General features: G+C 67.6%; 14 protein-coding genes and 1 pseudogene. 5 read left to right on the top strand and 10 right to left on the bottom strand.

Annotation, left to right across the window (positions count from 1 at the left end; translation table 11 throughout):
- Positions 1-9 precede the first annotated feature (9 nt).
- From HWX00_RS29230 to ahpF, 4 genes are all read left to right on the top strand, one after another.
- The gene (locus tag HWX00_RS29230) at positions 10-906 is read left to right on the top strand and encodes a LysR substrate-binding domain-containing protein (protein WP_034185939.1); all 897 of its coding nucleotides are present in this window, start codon (positions 10-12) and stop codon (positions 904-906) included.
- A 35-nt stretch (positions 907-941) separates the two neighbouring features.
- Positions 942-1,307 carry a type II toxin-antitoxin system VapC family toxin gene (locus HWX00_RS29235; RefSeq protein ID WP_175027881.1) on the top strand — a complete coding sequence of 122 codons (366 nt, stop codon included), beginning with the start codon at positions 942-944 and terminating at the stop codon, positions 1,305-1,307.
- 263 nt (positions 1,308-1,570) lie between these two features.
- The gene (gene ahpC / locus HWX00_RS29240; protein ID WP_049035363.1) at positions 1,571-2,134 is read left to right on the top strand and encodes an alkyl hydroperoxide reductase subunit C; all 564 of its coding nucleotides are present in this window, start codon (positions 1,571-1,573) and stop codon (positions 2,132-2,134) included.
- Positions 2,135-2,254: 120 nt separating this feature from the next.
- Entirely contained in the window at positions 2,255-3,853 is a 1,599-nt protein-coding gene (ahpF, locus tag HWX00_RS29245; RefSeq protein WP_175027882.1) for an alkyl hydroperoxide reductase subunit F, read from the top strand.
- An 86-nt stretch (positions 3,854-3,939) separates the two neighbouring features.
- On the opposite strand, the gene HWX00_RS29250 is transcribed toward ahpF, so the two are convergent.
- The 9 genes and pseudogenes from HWX00_RS29250 to HWX00_RS29290 all read right to left on the bottom strand — a co-directional run bounded on the left by HWX00_RS29250 (position 3,940) and on the right by HWX00_RS29290 (position 15,098).
- Positions 3,940-4,698, bottom strand: a complete 759-nt coding sequence (locus tag HWX00_RS29250) for an extensin (RefSeq protein ID WP_175027883.1) — start codon at positions 4,696-4,698, stop codon at positions 3,940-3,942.
- A gap of 159 nt (positions 4,699-4,857) precedes the next feature.
- The gene (lpxO, locus tag HWX00_RS29255; protein WP_034185934.1) at positions 4,858-5,757 is read right to left on the bottom strand and encodes a lipid A hydroxylase LpxO; all 900 of its coding nucleotides are present in this window, start codon (positions 5,755-5,757) and stop codon (positions 4,858-4,860) included.
- A 207-nt stretch (positions 5,758-5,964) separates the two neighbouring features.
- Positions 5,965-6,517, bottom strand: a pseudogene (locus HWX00_RS29260) (carboxymuconolactone decarboxylase family protein).
- A gap of 25 nt (positions 6,518-6,542) precedes the next feature.
- Positions 6,543-7,877 carry an aspartate aminotransferase family protein gene (locus HWX00_RS29265; RefSeq protein ID WP_175027884.1) on the bottom strand — a complete coding sequence of 445 codons (1,335 nt, stop codon included), beginning with the start codon at positions 7,875-7,877 and terminating at the stop codon, positions 6,543-6,545.
- 15 nt (positions 7,878-7,892) lie between these two features.
- Positions 7,893-8,942 carry a C45 family autoproteolytic acyltransferase/hydrolase gene (locus HWX00_RS29270; protein ID WP_175027910.1) on the bottom strand — a complete coding sequence of 350 codons (1,050 nt, stop codon included), beginning with the start codon at positions 8,940-8,942 and terminating at the stop codon, positions 7,893-7,895.
- A 20-nt stretch (positions 8,943-8,962) separates the two neighbouring features.
- Positions 8,963-9,691 carry a glutamine ABC transporter ATP-binding protein GlnQ gene (gene glnQ / locus HWX00_RS29275; RefSeq protein ID WP_034185930.1) on the bottom strand — a complete coding sequence of 243 codons (729 nt, stop codon included), beginning with the start codon at positions 9,689-9,691 and terminating at the stop codon, positions 8,963-8,965.
- Positions 9,688-10,395, bottom strand: coding sequence for a glutamine ABC transporter permease GlnP (gene glnP, locus HWX00_RS29280; protein WP_175027885.1), 708 nt, complete (start codon positions 10,393-10,395; stop codon positions 9,688-9,690). Before glnP ends, glnQ begins: the two co-directional genes overlap by 4 nt.
- 15 nt (positions 10,396-10,410) lie before the next feature.
- Entirely contained in the window at positions 10,411-11,163 is a 753-nt protein-coding gene (gene glnH / locus HWX00_RS29285) for a glutamine ABC transporter substrate-binding protein GlnH (RefSeq protein ID WP_059558236.1), read from the bottom strand.
- Between the two features lie 395 nt (positions 11,164-11,558).
- Entirely contained in the window at positions 11,559-15,098 is a 3,540-nt protein-coding gene (locus tag HWX00_RS29290; RefSeq protein ID WP_175027886.1) for an ABC transporter ATP-binding protein/permease, read from the bottom strand.
- 118 nt (positions 15,099-15,216) lie between these two features.
- Between HWX00_RS29290 and HWX00_RS29295 the strand changes: the two genes are divergently transcribed.
- Complete coding sequence (locus HWX00_RS29295) at positions 15,217-16,167, top strand: LysR family transcriptional regulator (RefSeq protein WP_049028906.1); 951 nt, start codon at positions 15,217-15,219, stop codon at positions 16,165-16,167.
- A gap of 39 nt (positions 16,168-16,206) precedes the next feature.
- Here the strand turns inward: HWX00_RS29295 and HWX00_RS29300 are convergent, their stop codons facing one another.
- Entirely contained in the window at positions 16,207-16,578 is a 372-nt protein-coding gene (locus HWX00_RS29300) for an MAPEG family protein (RefSeq protein ID WP_175027887.1), read from the bottom strand.
- Positions 16,579-16,615: the final 37 nt, after the last annotated feature.

A 16,615-nucleotide genomic window follows, 5' to 3' on the forward strand; every position in this document is an offset into this window, starting at 1 on the left:
ATTCGATACATGAAAAATATCGAACAATTACCGCACGATCCGCCGCTGCGCGCGGTGCGCGCGTTCGAAGCGTTTGCGCGTCTCGGGTCGGTCACCGCGGCGGCGGGCGAACTCGACATCACGCCGTCGGCCGTCAGCCATCAGCTGCAACTGCTGGAAGCGTTCATCCAGACGCCGCTGACGGTCCGCGAAGGCCGGCTGCTCGCGCTCACCGACGAAGGGCGCGACTATTACCGTTCGATCAGCGCGGCGTTCTCGGTGCTGCGCAGCGCGACGCGCTTCGTGCGCGACCGCTCGTCGCTGCGGCAGATCACCGTCAGCCTGATTCCGCTGCTCGGCATCGGCTGGTTCATTCCGCGGCTGCACGCGTTCCTCGCCGACAACACGGACGTCGACGTCACGGTGCTGTACGCCCATCACCGCAACTACCGAAGCGACGCGTCGGACCTGTCGATCCGCTTCGGCACCGGCGACTGGCCCGGCTACCGCTGCGAACGGCTGCTGCCGGGCGCGATGGTGCCGATGTGCAGCCCGTCGTTCCTGACGCGCCACGGGCCGTTCCGCACGCCGGCCGATCTCGCCCGGGCGCCGCTCGTGCACGACGAGGATCGCAGCACGTGGGTCAACTGGCTGCAGGGTGCCGGCGTGCGGCACGTGTCGCACGCGGTGGGGCCGATGTTCGAGGATGGGCAGCTCACGCTGAGCGCCGCGCGTGCGGATCTCGGCGCGGCGCTGCTGCGCGCGCCGCTGGTCGAGCGCGAGCTGGCGAACGGCGAGCTCGTGAAGCTGTTCGATCACGCGCTCGACGACGGGCGCGATTACTACCTTTGCACGCGCGAGGACGCGGACATGCCGGACGGGGCGCGGCGGCTCGCCGAGTGGCTGAGGAAGATGGCGGGGATCTGAGCGGAACGTGCCGCGCCGGCGGAACGACGCTCGGAATGGTAAAAGCGCTCTTCGACACCAACATCCTGATCGACTATTTGGGCGGCGTGGAATCGGCACGCGTGGAACTGGGCCGCTACGACTATCGAGCGATCAGCACGATCTCGTGGATGGAGGTGCTGGCCGGTACGCCCGCACAGGACGAGGCGCCCATCCGCGCATGGCTCTCGTCGTTTGATGTCATCGCGCTCGACCACACCGTTGCGAATCGCGTCGTGACAATCCGTCAGGAGCGGCGCATCCGCCTGCCCGACGCAATTGTCTGGGCATCGGCACAAGTCAACGGGCTCCTGCTCGTGTCGCGCAACACGAAGGATTTCCCCGCCACCGAACCCGACGTCCGCGTTCCCTACACGCTCTGAGCCGCCGCATACCGCGACACCTTGCCCTCCCGTCGCACCGGACACGATCGCGCGAGACGTTCGTCCAGCGCCCGCGCTCGTCCGCATTCGACAGCCATCCGCCCCGCGCTCGACAAGCCGCTCCCCCAGGCCCGCACAATCAAGGGCCGGAAGCAGATAGAAAATCCCGATGCCCCGGATTGAAACAAGCAATTTCACAAGCTCCGGGTGAACCCGGATACTGGCAACACTCCACTCACCACTGAAGACAAGGAATTCTCCAGATGCCGATCATCAACACCCAAATCAAGCCGTTCAAGGCAACCGCTTACCACAACGGCGATTTCGTGCCCGTCTCGGAAGAGAACTTCAAGGGCAAGTGGTCCGTCGTCGTGTTCTACCCGGCCGACTTCACGTTCGTCTGCCCGACCGAGCTGGGCGACCTCGCCGACCGTTACGCGGAATTCCAGAAGCTGGGTGTCGAAATCTACGGCGTGTCGACCGACACGCACTTCACGCACAAGGCATGGCACGACACGTCGGACACGATCGCCAAGATCAAGTACCCGATGATCGGCGACCCGACGCTCACGCTGTCGCGCAACTTCGACGTGCTGATCGAGGAAGAAGGGATGGCCCTGCGCGGCACGTTCGTGATCAACCCGGAAGGCGAGATCAAGCTGTGCGAAATCCACGACAACGGCATCGGCCGCGACGCAGGCGAACTGCTGCGCAAGGTGCAGGCTGCGCAATACATCGCGGCGCACCCGGGTGAAGTGTGCCCGGCCAAGTGGACGCCGGGCGCGGAAACGCTGACCCCGTCGCTCGACCTGATCGGCAAGATCTGACGATCGCGCCGCGCGCCATCGCACGAGGCGCGCGATGGCGGGCCGCCGCGGCACGCGGCCCGCACCCTCCTCCGGCACGACGTGCCCGACCAGCATAATCAATACGGAATCCGAAACGCCATGCTCGACGCCAATCTCAAGAACCAACTCAAAGCGTACCTCGAAAAAATCACGCGCCCGATCGAACTCGTCGCTTCGCTCGACGACAGCGCGAAATCGCGGGAACTGCTGGCGCTGCTGAACGAGATTGCGTCGCTGACGGATCGCGTGACCGTTGCGGAACGCCGCGACGACGCCGAGCGCAAGCCGTCGTTCTCGATCGGCGAACCCGGCAAGCCGGCCGGCATCCGCTTCGCCGGCATCCCGATGGGCCATGAATTCACGTCGCTCGTGCTCGCGTTGCTGCAGACGGGCGGCCACCCGATCAAGCTCGACGACGACGTGATCGAACAGATCCGCGCGCTCGACGGCGATTACGCATTCGAGACGTATTTCTCGCTGTCGTGCCAGAACTGCCCGGAAGTCGTGCAGGCGCTGAACGTGATGTCGCTGATCAACCCGCGCATCCGCCACGTCGCGATCGACGGCGCACTGTTCCAGGATGAAGTCGAGTCGCGCCAGATCATGGCCGTGCCGACGATGTTCCTGAACGGCGCGTCGTTCGGCCAGGGCCGCAGCAGCGTGAAGGAAATCCTCGCGAAGCTCGACACGGGCGCCGGCGAACGCGCGGCGAAGTCGCTCGAAAACAAGCCGGTGTTCGACACGCTGATCGTCGGCGGCGGCCCGGCAGGCGCGGCAGCCGCCATCTACTCGGCGCGCAAGGGCATCGCGACGGGCGTCGTCGCCGAGCGTTTCGGCGGCCAGGTGCTCGACACGATGGCGATCGAGAACTTCGTGTCGGTGCAGGAAACCGAAGGGCCGAAGTTCGCGACCGCGCTCGAGCAGCACGTGAAGCAGTACGACGTCGACATCATGGACGTGCAGCGCGCCGACGCGCTGATTCCGGGCGACGTGCACCAGATCCGCCTCGCGAACGGCGCGGTGCTGAAGGCGAGGACGATCGTGCTCGCGACCGGCGCGCGCTGGCGCGAAATCAACGTGCCGGGCGAGCGCGAGTACCGCAACCGCGGTGTCGCGTACTGCCCGCACTGCGACGGCCCGCTGTTCAAGGGCAAGCGCGTCGCGGTGGTCGGCGGCGGCAACTCGGGCGTCGAGGCCGCGATCGACCTGGCCGGCATCGTGAAGGAAGTCACGCTGATCGAATTCGGCGCGCAACTGCGCGCGGACGAAGTGCTGCAGCGCAAGCTGCGCAGCCTGCCGAACGTGACGATCGTCACGCAGGCGCAGACGACCGAGCTGACCGGCGACGGCAGCAAGCTGAACGGGCTAGTCTACAAGGATCTGCGCTCGGGCGACACGCGGCGCATCGATCTCGAAGGCGTGTTCGTGCAGATCGGCCTCGTGCCGAACACCGAATGGCTGAAAGGGACGGTCGAACTGTCGAAGCACGGCGAGATCGTCGTCGATGCGCGCGGTGCGACGTCGGTGCCGGGCGTGTTCGCGGCCGGCGACGTGACGACGGTGCCGTTCAAGCAGATCGTGATCGCCGTGGGCGAAGGCGCGAAGGCGTCGCTCGGCGCGTTCGACCACCTGATCCGCCAGGACGTGGCGCCGGCCGCCGCGCCGCAGCCGCAAGCGGAAGAAGCGGTCGCCGCATAACGCCCTTCGGCGTACCGGATTGTCTCTCTTGGCCCCGCATGCTTTGGTCGGCATGCGGGGTCCTTTTTATTCGGAAGTTGGCGCGGCTACTTGGTTGCGGTCGGATCGCCGTTCGCGGGCGCGGGTGTCGTCGACTTGAAGTTGCTCGATGCGCGGACCAGTTGCTCGGTCATCGCGGCGGCGACCGGATTCGCGCCGGACGAATTCCCCTGGCGGGACGAACCGGCGCTTGCCGACATCGACGACATCGGCGGCGGCGGCAACGACGGATCGAGCTTCGCCGATTCCCGGACCAGCGCGGCCGTCTCCGGCGTTTCGGATTTCGTCGCGGCCGGCGCGGCGGCTGCATGGCGTTCGAGGCCGTCGCGCTTGCGCGGCGCACGTTGCGCGTCCTGCGCGGATGCGGCCGATGGAGCGGGTTTGACGGCCGGCGCCGGCGGGGTCGAATCCTGCGCATCCACCGTCACCACGTTGACTTTCGGCGGCGGTGCGGCGGGCTTCGTCACCGGTTGCGGCTTGTCGCTGACGACCGGAACCGCGGGCACGGCCGCAGGCGCCGCGTCGATCCGCGCGGTTTCAGCCGGCGCAGGCGTGGGTGCGGACGGAGGCGGCGCGGCCGCGACCTGTTTCGATGCCGTCGCGGCAGCCGGTGCCGGCGGCGCGATGGCGCCCTGCACCGCATGATCGTTGCTCGCGGGTGCCGCGGCGACCGGCGCGGCCGAATCGCCGATGCCGGCGTCTTCGATCGCACGGTGGTCCGCGCGCAGGAGCATCACGTAGCCAGTGCCGGCCGCGGCTACCAGGAGCGCACCGGCGATCATCAAGGTCTTGCGGGTACTCGTCATGCTTGCTCACCGATCATTTCGACGTGAACAAGCCATCATACGCGGCCGTCGGTCATTGATCCCGCATGAATACATTTGGTTGCATTGATGGCGGCCGAGGGCCGCCGATGCGATGCCGCGCGCCCTATCGTCAGACGGAAAAATGCCTGCTCGTCCCCGTCAGATACAGAAAATTGCAACCGCGATCCCGCCGAACAGCAGCCACTTCACGATGTAGTACACGGTGCGATTCCATGCCTTCAATCGCTTGCCGGCGCGGCGAATCGCATACAGGTACCTGAACGCACGATTGAGGCCGCCCGTGCGATCGCCCGTTTCGTTCGGCGACGCCGCCGCGCGCATCAGCAGTTGCCCGAACGCATCGTTGATGCGCTGCGCCCAGCGATATCTCATCGGGCGGTCGATGTCGCAGAACAGGATCACGCGATCGTGCCCGGTGCGGTTTTCGGCCCAGTGCAGGTACGTCTCGTCGAACATCACGGCCTCCCCGTCCCGCCATGCATACGACTCGCCGTCCACGACGATCCGGCACGCGTCGTCGTTCGGCGTATCGAGCCCGAGGTGGTAGCGCAGCGAGCCCGCGTACGGATCGCGATGCAGCCCGAGTTTCCCGCCCGGCGGCAACTGCGCGAACATCGCCGCCTTGATCGACGGAATCCGCGACAGGATCTCGACCGAGCGTGGACACAGCGCCTGCGCGGACGGATGCGGCGCGTCGTACCACTTCAGGTAGAAACGCTTCCAGCCGTGGCGAAAGAACGAATTGAAGCCGATGTCGTTGTACTCGCCGGACGCCTTGATCCGGCTCGCGTCGCGCAACGCGAGCGCTTCGCCGCGAAACGTGCGCCATTCGCGCCGTAGCACCGCGAGCTCCGGAAAGTGATCCGTATCGAGAAACGGCGTGGTCGGCACCGACGAGAACGCGTAAGAAAAGCAGTTCAGCGGTGCGGTGAAGGTCGAGTGATCGGATAGTTGCCTGAACAACCTGTGCCGAACCTTGCCGCGCCGATGCGTGTACACGACACACGCAACGAACACGATCAACAGGACCCAGCGCATCGATATTTCCCCCGTAAGCTGTTTGCCGAAATTCTAGGTAGGGGGAAAAATTCCTGCACTGACGCGCAGGTCGTGCGGCGTGCGTCGTCACCACGCGGCGAATTGCCGGATCGACCGTGCCGAAACGCCGAAAGGCCCGAGAATACGGGCTTTTCGGGCCATCCTGGCGCGCGTGCGGCGTGCTCCCGACGCAGGCGCCGCCGGCGATTATTCCGGAAACGGCAAATCAGTTTGTCCGTCTGCACGCATACCGAACGTGTTCAGCGTCATCGCGACGAGTGCGTAGTAACCGAGCAGCGCGACGAGATTCACCACGGTCTCGTGGCCGAAGCGCGCCTGTGTGCGCGAACGTCGCATCGCTCACGCGGCGCGTGTCGTACAGCTCGCTGGCGAATGCGTATATCAGTGCGTCGTCGTCCGATTCGAATGCGGGCGCGACGCCCAGCCGGATCGCTTCGGCCGTCGCCGCCGGCACACCGGCGTCAAGCGCGATCGGATGATGGATGTGCCACTCGGCCTGCGAGCGCCAGCGCGCGGCCGTTACGAGAATCGCGAGTTCCGACAGGCGCAGCGGCAGGCCCGTGCGATAGCGGCAGAACGCGCCGAGCTTCTGCGCGTGCTGGGCCAGCTCGGGGCTCGCGATCCAGCCGAGGAACGGCCCGTTCAGGTTGCCGCGCGGACCACTGAGGATGTCGGCCAGCACAGCCTTCTGCTCGTCGGTGGCCAATGCGGGATCGAAAGGAGGCAGTCTGTCTGTCATGGTCGGGATTCGATGAAGTCGGGATTCACGCGCCGGCCGACGCGAGCGCCGCGCCAATCGCGCCGGACAGCCGCTCGACGATCGTGTCGATCTGCGGCGCGGTACTGATGAACGGCGGCGCCACCAGGATGTGATCGCCGTGCACGCCGTCGATCGTGCCACCCATCGGGTACACCATCAACCCGCGCTGCATCGCTTCGCGCTTGACCGCCGCATGCAGCCTCAGCGCGGGATCGAACGTCGCCTTGGTGTCGCGATCGCGCACGAGCTCGATGCCGACGAACAGCCCGCGACCGCGCACGTCGCCGACATGCGGATGCGTACCATAATGCTCGCGCAACGATGCACGCAACTGCTCGCCGCGCGCCTTCACGTTGTCGAGCAGTTTCTCTTCGGCGATCACGCGCTGGACTTCGAGCGCGGCCGCGCACGCGGTCGCGTGGCCGAGGTACGTGTGGCCGTGCTGGAAGAAACCCGAGCCGTCGACGATCGTCCGGTAGATGCGGTCGCTCACCAGTGTCGCACCGATCGGCTGGTAGCCCGCGCCGAGCCCCTTCGCGATCGTCAGCAGGTCGGGCGCGACGTCGTCTTCTTCGCACGCGAACAGGTAGCCGGTGCGCCCCATCCCCGCCATGATCTCGTCGAGGATCAGCAGCACGCCGTACTTGTCGCACACCGCGCGGATCTTCTTCAGGTACGTGCGCACCGGCGGCACCGCGCCGGCCGTTGCGCCCACCACCGTCTCCGCGACGAACGCCGCGACGTTTTCCGCGCCGAGTTCGACGATCTTCCGTTCAAGCTCGTCCGCCAGACGCTGCGCGTACGCTTCGTCGGTTTCGCCCGATTGCCGGTCGCGGTACGCATAACACGGGCTCACGTGATGCGCTTCGATCAGCAGCGGCAGGAACGGCTCGCGGCGCCATGCGTTGCCGCCTATCGCGAGTGCGCCGAGCGTGTTGCCGTGGTAGCTCTGCCGCCGCGCGATGAAATGCCGGCGCTGCGGCTCGCCCTTCTCGACGAAATACTGGCGCGCGAGCTTCAGCGCGGCCTCGATCGCCTCGGATCCGCCCGACACGAAATACACGTGTTCGAGGCCGGCCGGCGCGGCGTCGACGAGCCGGTCGGCGAGTTCTTCCGCCACGTCGGTCGTGAAGAACGACGTATGCGCGTACGCCAGTTGCTGCGCCTGCCGCTTGATCGCGTCGATCACGCGCTGGTTGCTGTGGCCCAGACACGACACGGCCGCGCCGCCGCACGCGTCGATATAGCGTTTGCCGGTCGAATCGATGATCTCGATGCCGTCGCCTGCAACGGCAACGGGCAAGGTGGCGCGCGGAGCGCGATGGAAAACGGTCGTCATGCGTGGCCTCATGGATCAGGACGCGTCGGGCGCGCGTCCGGACGGCACGATGCGCGTCGCGAAGCGCCGCGTGCCGTGTTGATGAACGGTGAAATCGATTGATGCCGAGCCAATCGCGAACACGGCGGTTGCCAGCGTATTCTCGCCGTCGGGGTCGGCCGGATCGTCACGGTAGATCGGCAGCCCTTGCGGCGCGCGATCGCCGAGCACGCGCAGCAATGCGCGTTCGTCGACCGCGTCGATGCCGGGCATCAGCGTGTCGACGCGGCGCTGGCGGTCGGCCGACGATTGCGTGACGATCTGCGCTTGCGCGTCGCAACCGGGATGCACCAGATGGTTCGCATGGCCCGACAGTCGCGCGACGTCGACGACCGAACAACGCGCGACGCTCGCCTCGATGCTCAGCAAGCGTTCGTCGCCGGTCGCGCCGAGCGTGTGATGAAAGCCGCTCGCGCGCGCATGCCCGCGCAGCACGTCGGCCGCCGCGTCGAGCGATGTCGCGTCGAGCACCGCGCGCGCGAGGATCATGCGCGGCACGCCGGCTGCCGGCGTGCGGATGCGCAGATTGTTGATCGTCTGCACGATGCCCGCGCGGTTCGCGGCAAACGTATGGCCCGGCAGCGAACCGGGGTAATAGAAACTGACGAAACCCGGCTTGCCGGCCGGCTGCACGTCGACGAGCAGGCAACGCTCGCGCAGGAACGGATCGCCGTCCTCGTTGTGCGCGATCCAGCGCGTACCGTCGGCATCGCGCGCGGCGAGCGTCGTACAGCCGTCCGGCGCGTGATGGATCAGTTCGCCGCGGCAGTTCCACAGGAAGACGTCCTCGGCCGGCCAGCCGATGCCCGCCGCGATCCCGTCCAGTTCCGCGACGAGATCGGGGTAAGCGGCCAGCGCGGCCTGCCGCAGCGCATCGACGAACGGATGGCCGCGCCAGCCTCGCACGGCCTGCCATGCGCTGCTCTGCCGCATGTACGTGTCGAATACGGGGCGGGCAAGCTCGCCGAGGCGCACGCCGATGTCGAACGGCGCACCGGCGATGACGGGAGAAAGGGAAAGCGGCATGTCGGCCATTTCGGTTTCGTTCAGGACACGTGTTTCAGGAATTCCTTCAGGCGCGGCGTCGGCGGACGGTCGATCAGGTCGACCGGATGGCCGTCCTCGGCAATGCCGCCCTGATCCATGAACAGCAGCCGCGTGCCGACCCGCTTCGCAAAGCCGATCTCGTGCGTGACGACGATCATCGTCATCCCCTCGGTTGCGAGATCCTGCATCACTTTCAGCACTTCGTGGCGCAATTCCGGATCGAGCGCCGACGTCGGCTCGTCGAACAGCATCAGCCGCGGCCGGATCGCGAGCGCACGCGCGATCGCCACGCGCTGCTGCTGCCCGCCCGACAGCTCCGACGGGTAATGATTCGCACGCGATTCGAGGCCGACCTTGTCGAGCAGCGCCATCGCCTGGTCGCGCGCGTCGGCACGCGATGCACCGCGCACCTGGATCGGCCCGAACATCACGTTCTCGAGCGCGGTCATCTGCGGAAACAGGTTGAACTGCTGGAACACCATGCCGGCCTCGAGCCGGATGTTGCGGATCGTCGCCGCGTTGCCCCGCACGCTCTGGCCGTCGACGAGCAGCTCGCCGCCGGTGATTTTCTCGAGCGCGTTGATACAGCGCAACATCGTCGACTTGCCCGAACCGGACGGGCCGATCACGACGACCACCTCGCCCGCGTCGATCTTCAGGTCGATATGCTTCAGCACCGGCACGTGGCCGAAGCTCTTCGACACGTTCTGGAATTCGATCATGCTCATAAGATGCGCATCCTTTTCTCGACGATCCGCAGCGTCAGCGTCATGGCGCCGGTCAGCAGCAGATAGATGATCGCCACCGCTGTCCAGATCTCGACCGCCTGGAAATTGCCCGCGATGATTTCCTGCCCCTTGCGCGTCAGCTCGCCGACGCCGATCACGATGAACAGCGACGTGTCCTTCAGGCTCACGATGCACTGGTTGCCGAGCGGCGGAATCAGCCGCCGGAACGCGAGCGGCCCGACCACCTTGAGCAGCACGCGCGGCATCGACAAGCCCATCGCGAGCCCCGCTTCCGTCAGCCCCTTCGGAATCGACAGCAGCGCGCCGCGCACCACTTCCGCGAGATACGCGCCGGAATTCACCGTGATCGCGATGATCGCGGCCGTCAGGCCGTCGATGCGGATATGCGCGAGCAGCGGCAGCGCGAAGTACAGGAACATCACCTGCACGACGATCGGCGTGCCGCGGATCAGTTCAATATAGATCTGGGCGAGCACGTTCATCGCCTTCGGTCCGTATGCGCGGAACATCCCCGCGATCATCCCGACGATGAAGCCGCCCACCAGCCCGAAAAATGCGATGAACACCGTCAACCGGACCCCGTCCATCAGGTCCGGCAACGCCGCCCAGATCGCCGACCAATCGAAATTCACTTGTCGCTCCCCGTTCGAATCAAGACCGGCGCGGCCATCCGGCCGCGCCATGGTGCGCCGTCACGCTCACATCTTCGGCGGCTCGGCACCGAACCACTTCTTGTAGATCTGCGCGTAGCGGCCGTCGGCCTTGATCTTCACGAGCGACGCGTTGACCTTCGGCACGAGCGCGCTGCCCTTCGGGAAGCCGATCCCGTATTTGTCGCCGCTGACCGGCTGACCGGCGACCTTTACCTTGCCCTTGCCTTCGTTGTTCACGAAGAACAGGACGTTCGGCGTGTCGTGCATCGCCGCGTCGACGCGGCCGGCTTCGAGCGCGAGATAGGCCTGGTCGATGTTGGGGAACTGACGGACCTCCTTCGGCTTCAGGTGCGCCTTGATCCAGTCGATCGTCGCGGTGCCCGTCTTCGCGGCGATCACCTTGCCGTTCAGGTCGTCGATCGACTTGATCGACGTGTTGCCCGCCTGCACCATCGCCGCGAGGCCGCTGTCGTAGTAAGGGGCGGAGAAGTCGATCGCTTTCTTGCGCTCCTCCTTGATCGTCATCCCGGACAGCGCGACGTCGATGTTCTGCGTCTGCAGCGCCGGGATCAGGCCCGCGAAATCCATCGGCTGGATCGTGTATTTCCAGCCCTGGTCCTTCGCGATCTCGGCCCACAGGTCGAGATCGAAGCCGACGTACTTGTCGCCCTGCTTGAACTCGAACGGCATGAAGGACGTATCGGTCCCGACGACGAGCGTCTTGGTATCCGCGTGCGCGATGCTTGCGCCGAGCGCGGCGACAACCGCGACGGCTTTCAGGAAGGAACGGCGACTCATGGTTTCTCTCCGCATGATTGAGCGATGTGGCCGGCCAGCCGGCCGGCGGGAACGACGACATCAAGCCGCACCGCAACATGCGATGTCGAATTAGATCTTAGTGCAACAAGTGTTGTCAATGGCGATACTACGACAACAAAAAAGTCCGCAACGAATAAATTCATCGAGACAAATCCGGGCCGCGCGGGCCGGATTGATCGGAGGAAACGGGAGAACGGCGGGGCAGGACGCGCCGCCGGATCGCGCCGCCGCGGGATGGCGGCGCATCGGGAGACAATGGCGGCGCCGTGCGGGGCCGGCCGTGCGCGCCAGGCCGGCAACCGCCGGCGCGGCTCAACGCAGGTTGCGGGGTGCGCGGGACAATACCGGACGACGACGCGCCGGTGTCGCGTCGATCACGCCGCCACCCCGCTCGCCTGATGCGACACGAGCCGCGCATACGCGCCCTGCCGCGCCATCAAGTCCGCGTGGCGTCCCGCCTCGATCACGCTGCCCTGCTCCATCACGAGGATCAGGTCGGCATTGCGTACGGTCGACAGCCGGTGCGCGATGATGATCGACGTGCGCTGCGTCATCAGGTCTTCCAGCGCCGCGCGGATCTGCTGCTCGCTGATCGTGTCCAGATGGGACGTCGCCTCGTCGAGGATCAGCACCGGCGCATCCTTCAGGAACGCACGCGCGATCGCCACGCGCTGGCGCTGGCCGCCCGACAGCTGCACGCCGCGCTCGCCGACGCGCGTCGCCAGCCCGTCCGGCAGCCGCGCGACGAAGTCGCCGAGCGCCGCATGGTCGATCGCGCGCCGCACGTCCGCGTCCGACGCGTCGTTCGCCGCGAGCCGGATGTTCGCTTCGAGCGTGTCGTTGAACAGGTAGGTATCCTGCGCAACCAGCGCGATGTGCTGCCGCAGGTCGTCGAGCCGCAGGTCGCGCAGGTCGACGCCGCCGAGCGTCACGCGGCCCTGTTGCGGATCCCAGAAACGCAGCAACAGGCTCGCGACCGTCGACTTGCCGGCGCCCGATGCGCCGACCAGCGCGACCGTGCTGCCCGGCGGCACCTCGAAGCTCACGCGGTCGATCGCGGGCACGCCGCGGCCCGGATACGTGAACGACGCCGCCTCGAAACGCACGGCCGGATTGCCGGGCATCGCGTGCGTGCCGTCCGTCACGGTCACGGGCTCCTTCTCCAGCGCGCGCAAGCGGCGCGTCGACGCGATCGTGTCCGCAAGCTGGCGCGCGACCTGGCCGATTTCGGCCACCGGCATGAACGCGGCCACCGCAACCAGCACCAGCAGCGGCAACGACTCGTGCGGAAACCAGCCGCGTGCGCACAGCAGCGCACCGAGCGCCGCGACGGCCAGCCCGCCGAGCCCGCTCGCGACTTCCAGCGCGGCGCTTTGCGTCGACAGGTCGTCGAGCAGCTTCGCTCGCTGCAGGCGGTACGCATCGACCTCGGCCAGGAACGCTGCGCGCCGGCGCTCGATCGCCTGGAACGCGGTCAGCTCCGCGAGCCCCTGGATCGTTTCGGTCAGGTGCGCGCCGAGCTGGCCGAGCGCTTCGCGCGCGCCGGTGCCGAGCCGGTCGACATCGCGCCGCGCGAGCACCGGCGCGAGCCCGGCCCACAGCAGGAACGGCAGCAGCACGAGCGCAAGCGGCCATGCGACCGACGCGAGCAGCACCAGCACGCCGGCCGGCACCAGGACCGCGACGAACGCGGGCGCCAGCGTGTGCGCATAGAAATACTCGACGGTCTCGACGTCCTGCGTCGCGAGCGAGACGAGATCGCCGGAACGGCGGCGCAGCAGCCCGGCCGGCGCGAGGCGTTCGAGCGTCGCGAACAGCGCGATGCGCATTTCCGCGAGCAGCCGGTACGCCATGTCGTGCGCGAGCCACGATTCGAGCCAGTGCAGCACGGCCGCCACCGGCGCGATCACGAGCAGCGCGACGACGAGCGACGCACTCACGCGGCCGGACGACACCGCACCGACCACCATCGCGCCGATCACCCCGACGCCGATGAACGCGAGCACGCGGCCGATCCCGAACAGCACGGTCAGCACGACCTTGCCCTTCCACGGCCGCACGAAGCGCAGCAGCGTCTGCAACGTTTCCGCCCAGCCGATCGTCGCCGCGTCGTCGTTCAGCGGCCGCACCTGCGGGCCCGACGACGCGCGCGCGGTCGCACCGGCCGCCGCCGACGCGCCGACGGATTCGGCGACCGCCTCCAGTTGCGGCCCCATCAGCCGGCGATACGGGCCGTCGCGCGCGATCAGCGCCGCATGCGTGCCTTCATCGACCACCTGCCCCTGGTCGAGCACCAGGATGCGGTCAGCGCCGATCACGCTGGACAGCCGATGCGCGAGCACGAGCGTCGTCCGCCCGCGCGTGAGCCGGTCGAGCGCCTGCTGGATCAGCGCTTCATTCTCCGCATCGACCGACGACAGCGCCTCGTCGAGCAGCAGGATCGGCGCATCGCGCAGCAGCGCGCGGGCGATCGCGATGCGCTGGCGCTGGCCGCCCGACAGCATGAGCCCGCGTTCGCCGATGCGCGTCGCGTAGCCGTCGGGCAACGCCGAGATGAAATCGTGCGCGTTGGCGGCGCGCGCGGCCGCGATCATGTCCGCGTCGCTCGCCTCGGGGCGGCCGAGCCGCAGGTTGTCGGCCACACTGCCGTCGAACAGCGTCGCATCCTGCGCGACGACGGCGATCATCTCGCGCACCTGGTCGGCGTCGAGCGTGCGCACGTCGTGGCCGCCGATGCGTACCGCACCGCCCTGCGCATCGTGCTGACGCAGCAACAGGCGCACGATGGTCGACTTGCCCGCGCCGCTCGGCCCGACGATGGCGACCGTCTCGCCTTCGCGAACCGTGAAGCTCAACGCCGCATGCGCATCCGCGCGGCGCCCCGGATACGCGAAGCTGACGTCGTCGAACGCGATCTCCGGCCGCAGGGCCGCGACGCGCGGCGCATCGGCGGCCGGCCCCCGGCTGCCCGCGTCGAGCAGCGCATGGATCGCATTCGCCGCCGACTGGCCGATCATCCCCTGGTGCAGCACCGCACGCAGGTCGCGCAGCGGCCGGAAGATTTCGCTGCCGGCCATCAACACGATCAGCAGCGCTTCGAGGCTCATGTCACCGTGCCGCACGCGCCATGCGCCCACCGCGATCGCCGCGGCCGCGCCCAGGCCCGTGCCGAGATCGGTGAAGAGCCGCGTTAGCAGGCCGAGCGCGAGCACCCAGAACGTGCTGTCGGACAGCGCGCGCGCCTTGGCGGCCAGCTTCGCGCCGAACGCGCTGCTCTGCCCGAACGCCTTCAGCGTCGGCAGGCCCTGCACCGCGTCGAGAAACTCCTCGCCGAACGCCTTGAACGCGGCCGAGCGTGCGAGCGCCGCACGCTTGTCGGCGCGATGCACGAGCTGCGGCAGCGCGAGCGTGACGAGCGCCGCGACCAGCAGGATCGCGGCCGTCGGCACGTCCCACCATGCGAGTACCGCGAAGATCATGACCGGCGCGCAGGCGGCGATCACGAGTTGCGGCAGGTAGACGCCGAAGAAGGTTTGCAGCTGCTCGACGCCGTCGACGACGGCGAGCATCACGCCGCCCGTGCGCTCGCCGCTGAACCACGCGGGGCCGAGCGCGGCGATCCGGTCGAACAGCCGCGCGCGCAGCGTGGCCTGCACGCGCCCGGCCGTATGCTGCGCGAGCACCGTGCGGCGATGATCGAGCCACGCGCGCAGCAGCACGCAGGCCGCCGTTGCAGCGACGGCTTCGCCGATGCCGCGTACCGGCGCACCGGAAAAAACCAGCGCCAGCACGCGGCCGAGAAAGACGAAACGCAGGATGCCGACACCCATCGCGACGAGCCCGAGCGCGACTGCCGCGGCCACCCGCCAGCGCAGTCCGGCCATCATGGCCCATAGTCGTCGGTCGAAATACATGTTGCCTCCAGTCAGTGACGCGTTGCTTTTTTCTTGACCGGATCGAGGCTACCCGCGCCTCCCGCGCGCGGCAAAAGATGATTTTTCAACGGGTGTTGAGTCAACTACAATACCCGGCATGTCGCACCTTCCTCCCCTTAGCGCGCTGCGTGCTTTCGAGGCGACCGTCCGCCTCGGCGGGTTCGCGCGCGCGGCGGTCGAGCTGAACGTGTCGACCAGCGCGGTCAGCCACCAGATCCGCTCGCTCGAGGAAGCGCTGGGTGCACGGCTGCTCGAACGCAGCACGGGCATAGGCGGCATCGGCCTCACGCCGGCCGGCGCCCGCCTGCTGCCGGCCGTCAGCGATGCGCTGTCGCGCCTGACCGACGCCTGCGCGGAGATTCGCGGCACCGCACAACGGCTGACCGTCTCCGCCAACGCGCCGTTTTCGTCGATGTGGCTCGCGCGCCGTCTGGCGGAATTCTCTTCGCTTCATCCCGACACGCCGCTGCATGCCGTCGTGCTCGACGACGAGCCGGATTTCGCGCGCAGCGGCGTCGATCTGGCGATCGTGCACGTGCCCGCGCACCGGCTGCGCGCCGACGACGACATCCTGATGCGGGAAACCGTGTTTCCGGTCTGCAGCCCCGAACTGTTTCCGTACGCATCGGGGTACGTGTGCCGCTCACGGCTGCTGCAGGAGATGCACGAGAACAGCCCCGAGATCGACTGGCGCAACTGGGCGTCGGAATTCGGCTTGCCGGGCGACTTCGAAACGAAGATCGTCCGTTACAGCAGCTTCAGCCAGGTGATCGGCGCGGCCGTCGGCGGTGCGGGCATCGCGCTCGGCCGCGTGCCGCTGATCGAGCCCGAACTGCGCAGCGGACGCCTGGTACCGCTGGTGCCGGGCCTCGCACGCGAGGCGTCGTGGCGCTTCGTGCTGCGCCGCCATCCGTCCACGCGCCACCGGCTGCTCGATCCGTTGATCGCATTCCTGCGCAGCGAAGCGCAAGTGCCGCCGTTCGTCGCAAAGAAGGTTGTGCCCGCATCCAACGACAGTCACGCACGGGGCGCGGGCGGCGCGCCGTAGCGCCGACATGCGCCGCCGGCGCCCGTGCTCACCGGCCGCTTACGGCGCGGCGAGGAACAGCGCGACGACGCACGCCATCCCGCCGAACCACACGAGCGAACGCAGCGACGCCCAGTTCAGCAGGTACATCAACGCATAGACGACGCGGATCGCGACGAACGCCATCGCGAGCTGGTCGACGCGATGCACGTTCGCGCCGTTGTGCCACGCCACCACCAGCGCGGCCGTGAACAGCGCCAGCGCTTCCCATGCGTTCTGATGCGCGGCCTGCGCGCGAGCGCGCCAGCCTTCGAGCCGGGCCAGGTAATCGCGTGGCGCGCGGTTGTCGTAACCCTTGCGGGCCTTGGCCAGGAACGTCATCGGGAACGGCAACAGCGCCACGATGAGCAGGCACAGCTGGGACGTCGTCATAAGTCTCCTCCGTTATGATTACATTGATCAATGACAA

Source organism: Burkholderia seminalis DSM 23518 (assembly GCF_902832885.1).
In the GTDB taxonomy this organism is placed as follows: Bacteria; Pseudomonadota; Gammaproteobacteria; order Burkholderiales; family Burkholderiaceae; genus Burkholderia; species Burkholderia seminalis.

Bases quoted from the DNA above. Each gene is read 5' to 3' on its own strand.
- HWX00_RS29230 (WP_034185939.1), top strand. From the start codon at position 10: ATGAAAAATATCGAACAATTACCGCACGATCCGCCGCTGCGCGCGGTG.
- HWX00_RS29235 (WP_175027881.1), top strand. From the start codon at position 942: ATGGTAAAAGCGCTCTTCGACACCAACATCCTGATCGACTATTTGGGC.
- ahpC (WP_049035363.1), top strand. From the start codon at position 1,571: ATGCCGATCATCAACACCCAAATCAAGCCGTTCAAGGCAACCGCTTAC.
- ahpF (WP_175027882.1), top strand. From the start codon at position 2,255: ATGCTCGACGCCAATCTCAAGAACCAACTCAAAGCGTACCTCGAAAAA.
- HWX00_RS29250 (WP_175027883.1), bottom strand. From the start codon at position 4,698: ATGACGAGTACCCGCAAGACCTTGATGATCGCCGGTGCGCTCCTGGTA.
- lpxO (WP_034185934.1), bottom strand. From the start codon at position 5,757: ATGCGCTGGGTCCTGTTGATCGTGTTCGTTGCGTGTGTCGTGTACACG.
- HWX00_RS29265 (WP_175027884.1), bottom strand. From the start codon at position 7,877: ATGACGACCGTTTTCCATCGCGCTCCGCGCGCCACCTTGCCCGTTGCC.
- HWX00_RS29270 (WP_175027910.1), bottom strand. From the start codon at position 8,942: ATGCCGCTTTCCCTTTCTCCCGTCATCGCCGGTGCGCCGTTCGACATC.
- glnQ (WP_034185930.1), bottom strand. From the start codon at position 9,691: ATGAGCATGATCGAATTCCAGAACGTGTCGAAGAGCTTCGGCCACGTG.
- glnP (WP_175027885.1), bottom strand. From the start codon at position 10,395: ATGGCGCGGCCGGATGGCCGCGCCGGTCTTGATTCGAACGGGGAGCGA.
- glnH (WP_059558236.1), bottom strand. From the start codon at position 11,163: ATGAGTCGCCGTTCCTTCCTGAAAGCCGTCGCGGTTGTCGCCGCGCTC.
- HWX00_RS29290 (WP_175027886.1), bottom strand. From the start codon at position 15,098: ATGTATTTCGACCGACGACTATGGGCCATGATGGCCGGACTGCGCTGG.
- HWX00_RS29295 (WP_049028906.1), top strand. From the start codon at position 15,217: ATGTCGCACCTTCCTCCCCTTAGCGCGCTGCGTGCTTTCGAGGCGACC.
- HWX00_RS29300 (WP_175027887.1), bottom strand. From the start codon at position 16,578: ATGACGACGTCCCAGCTGTGCCTGCTCATCGTGGCGCTGTTGCCGTTC.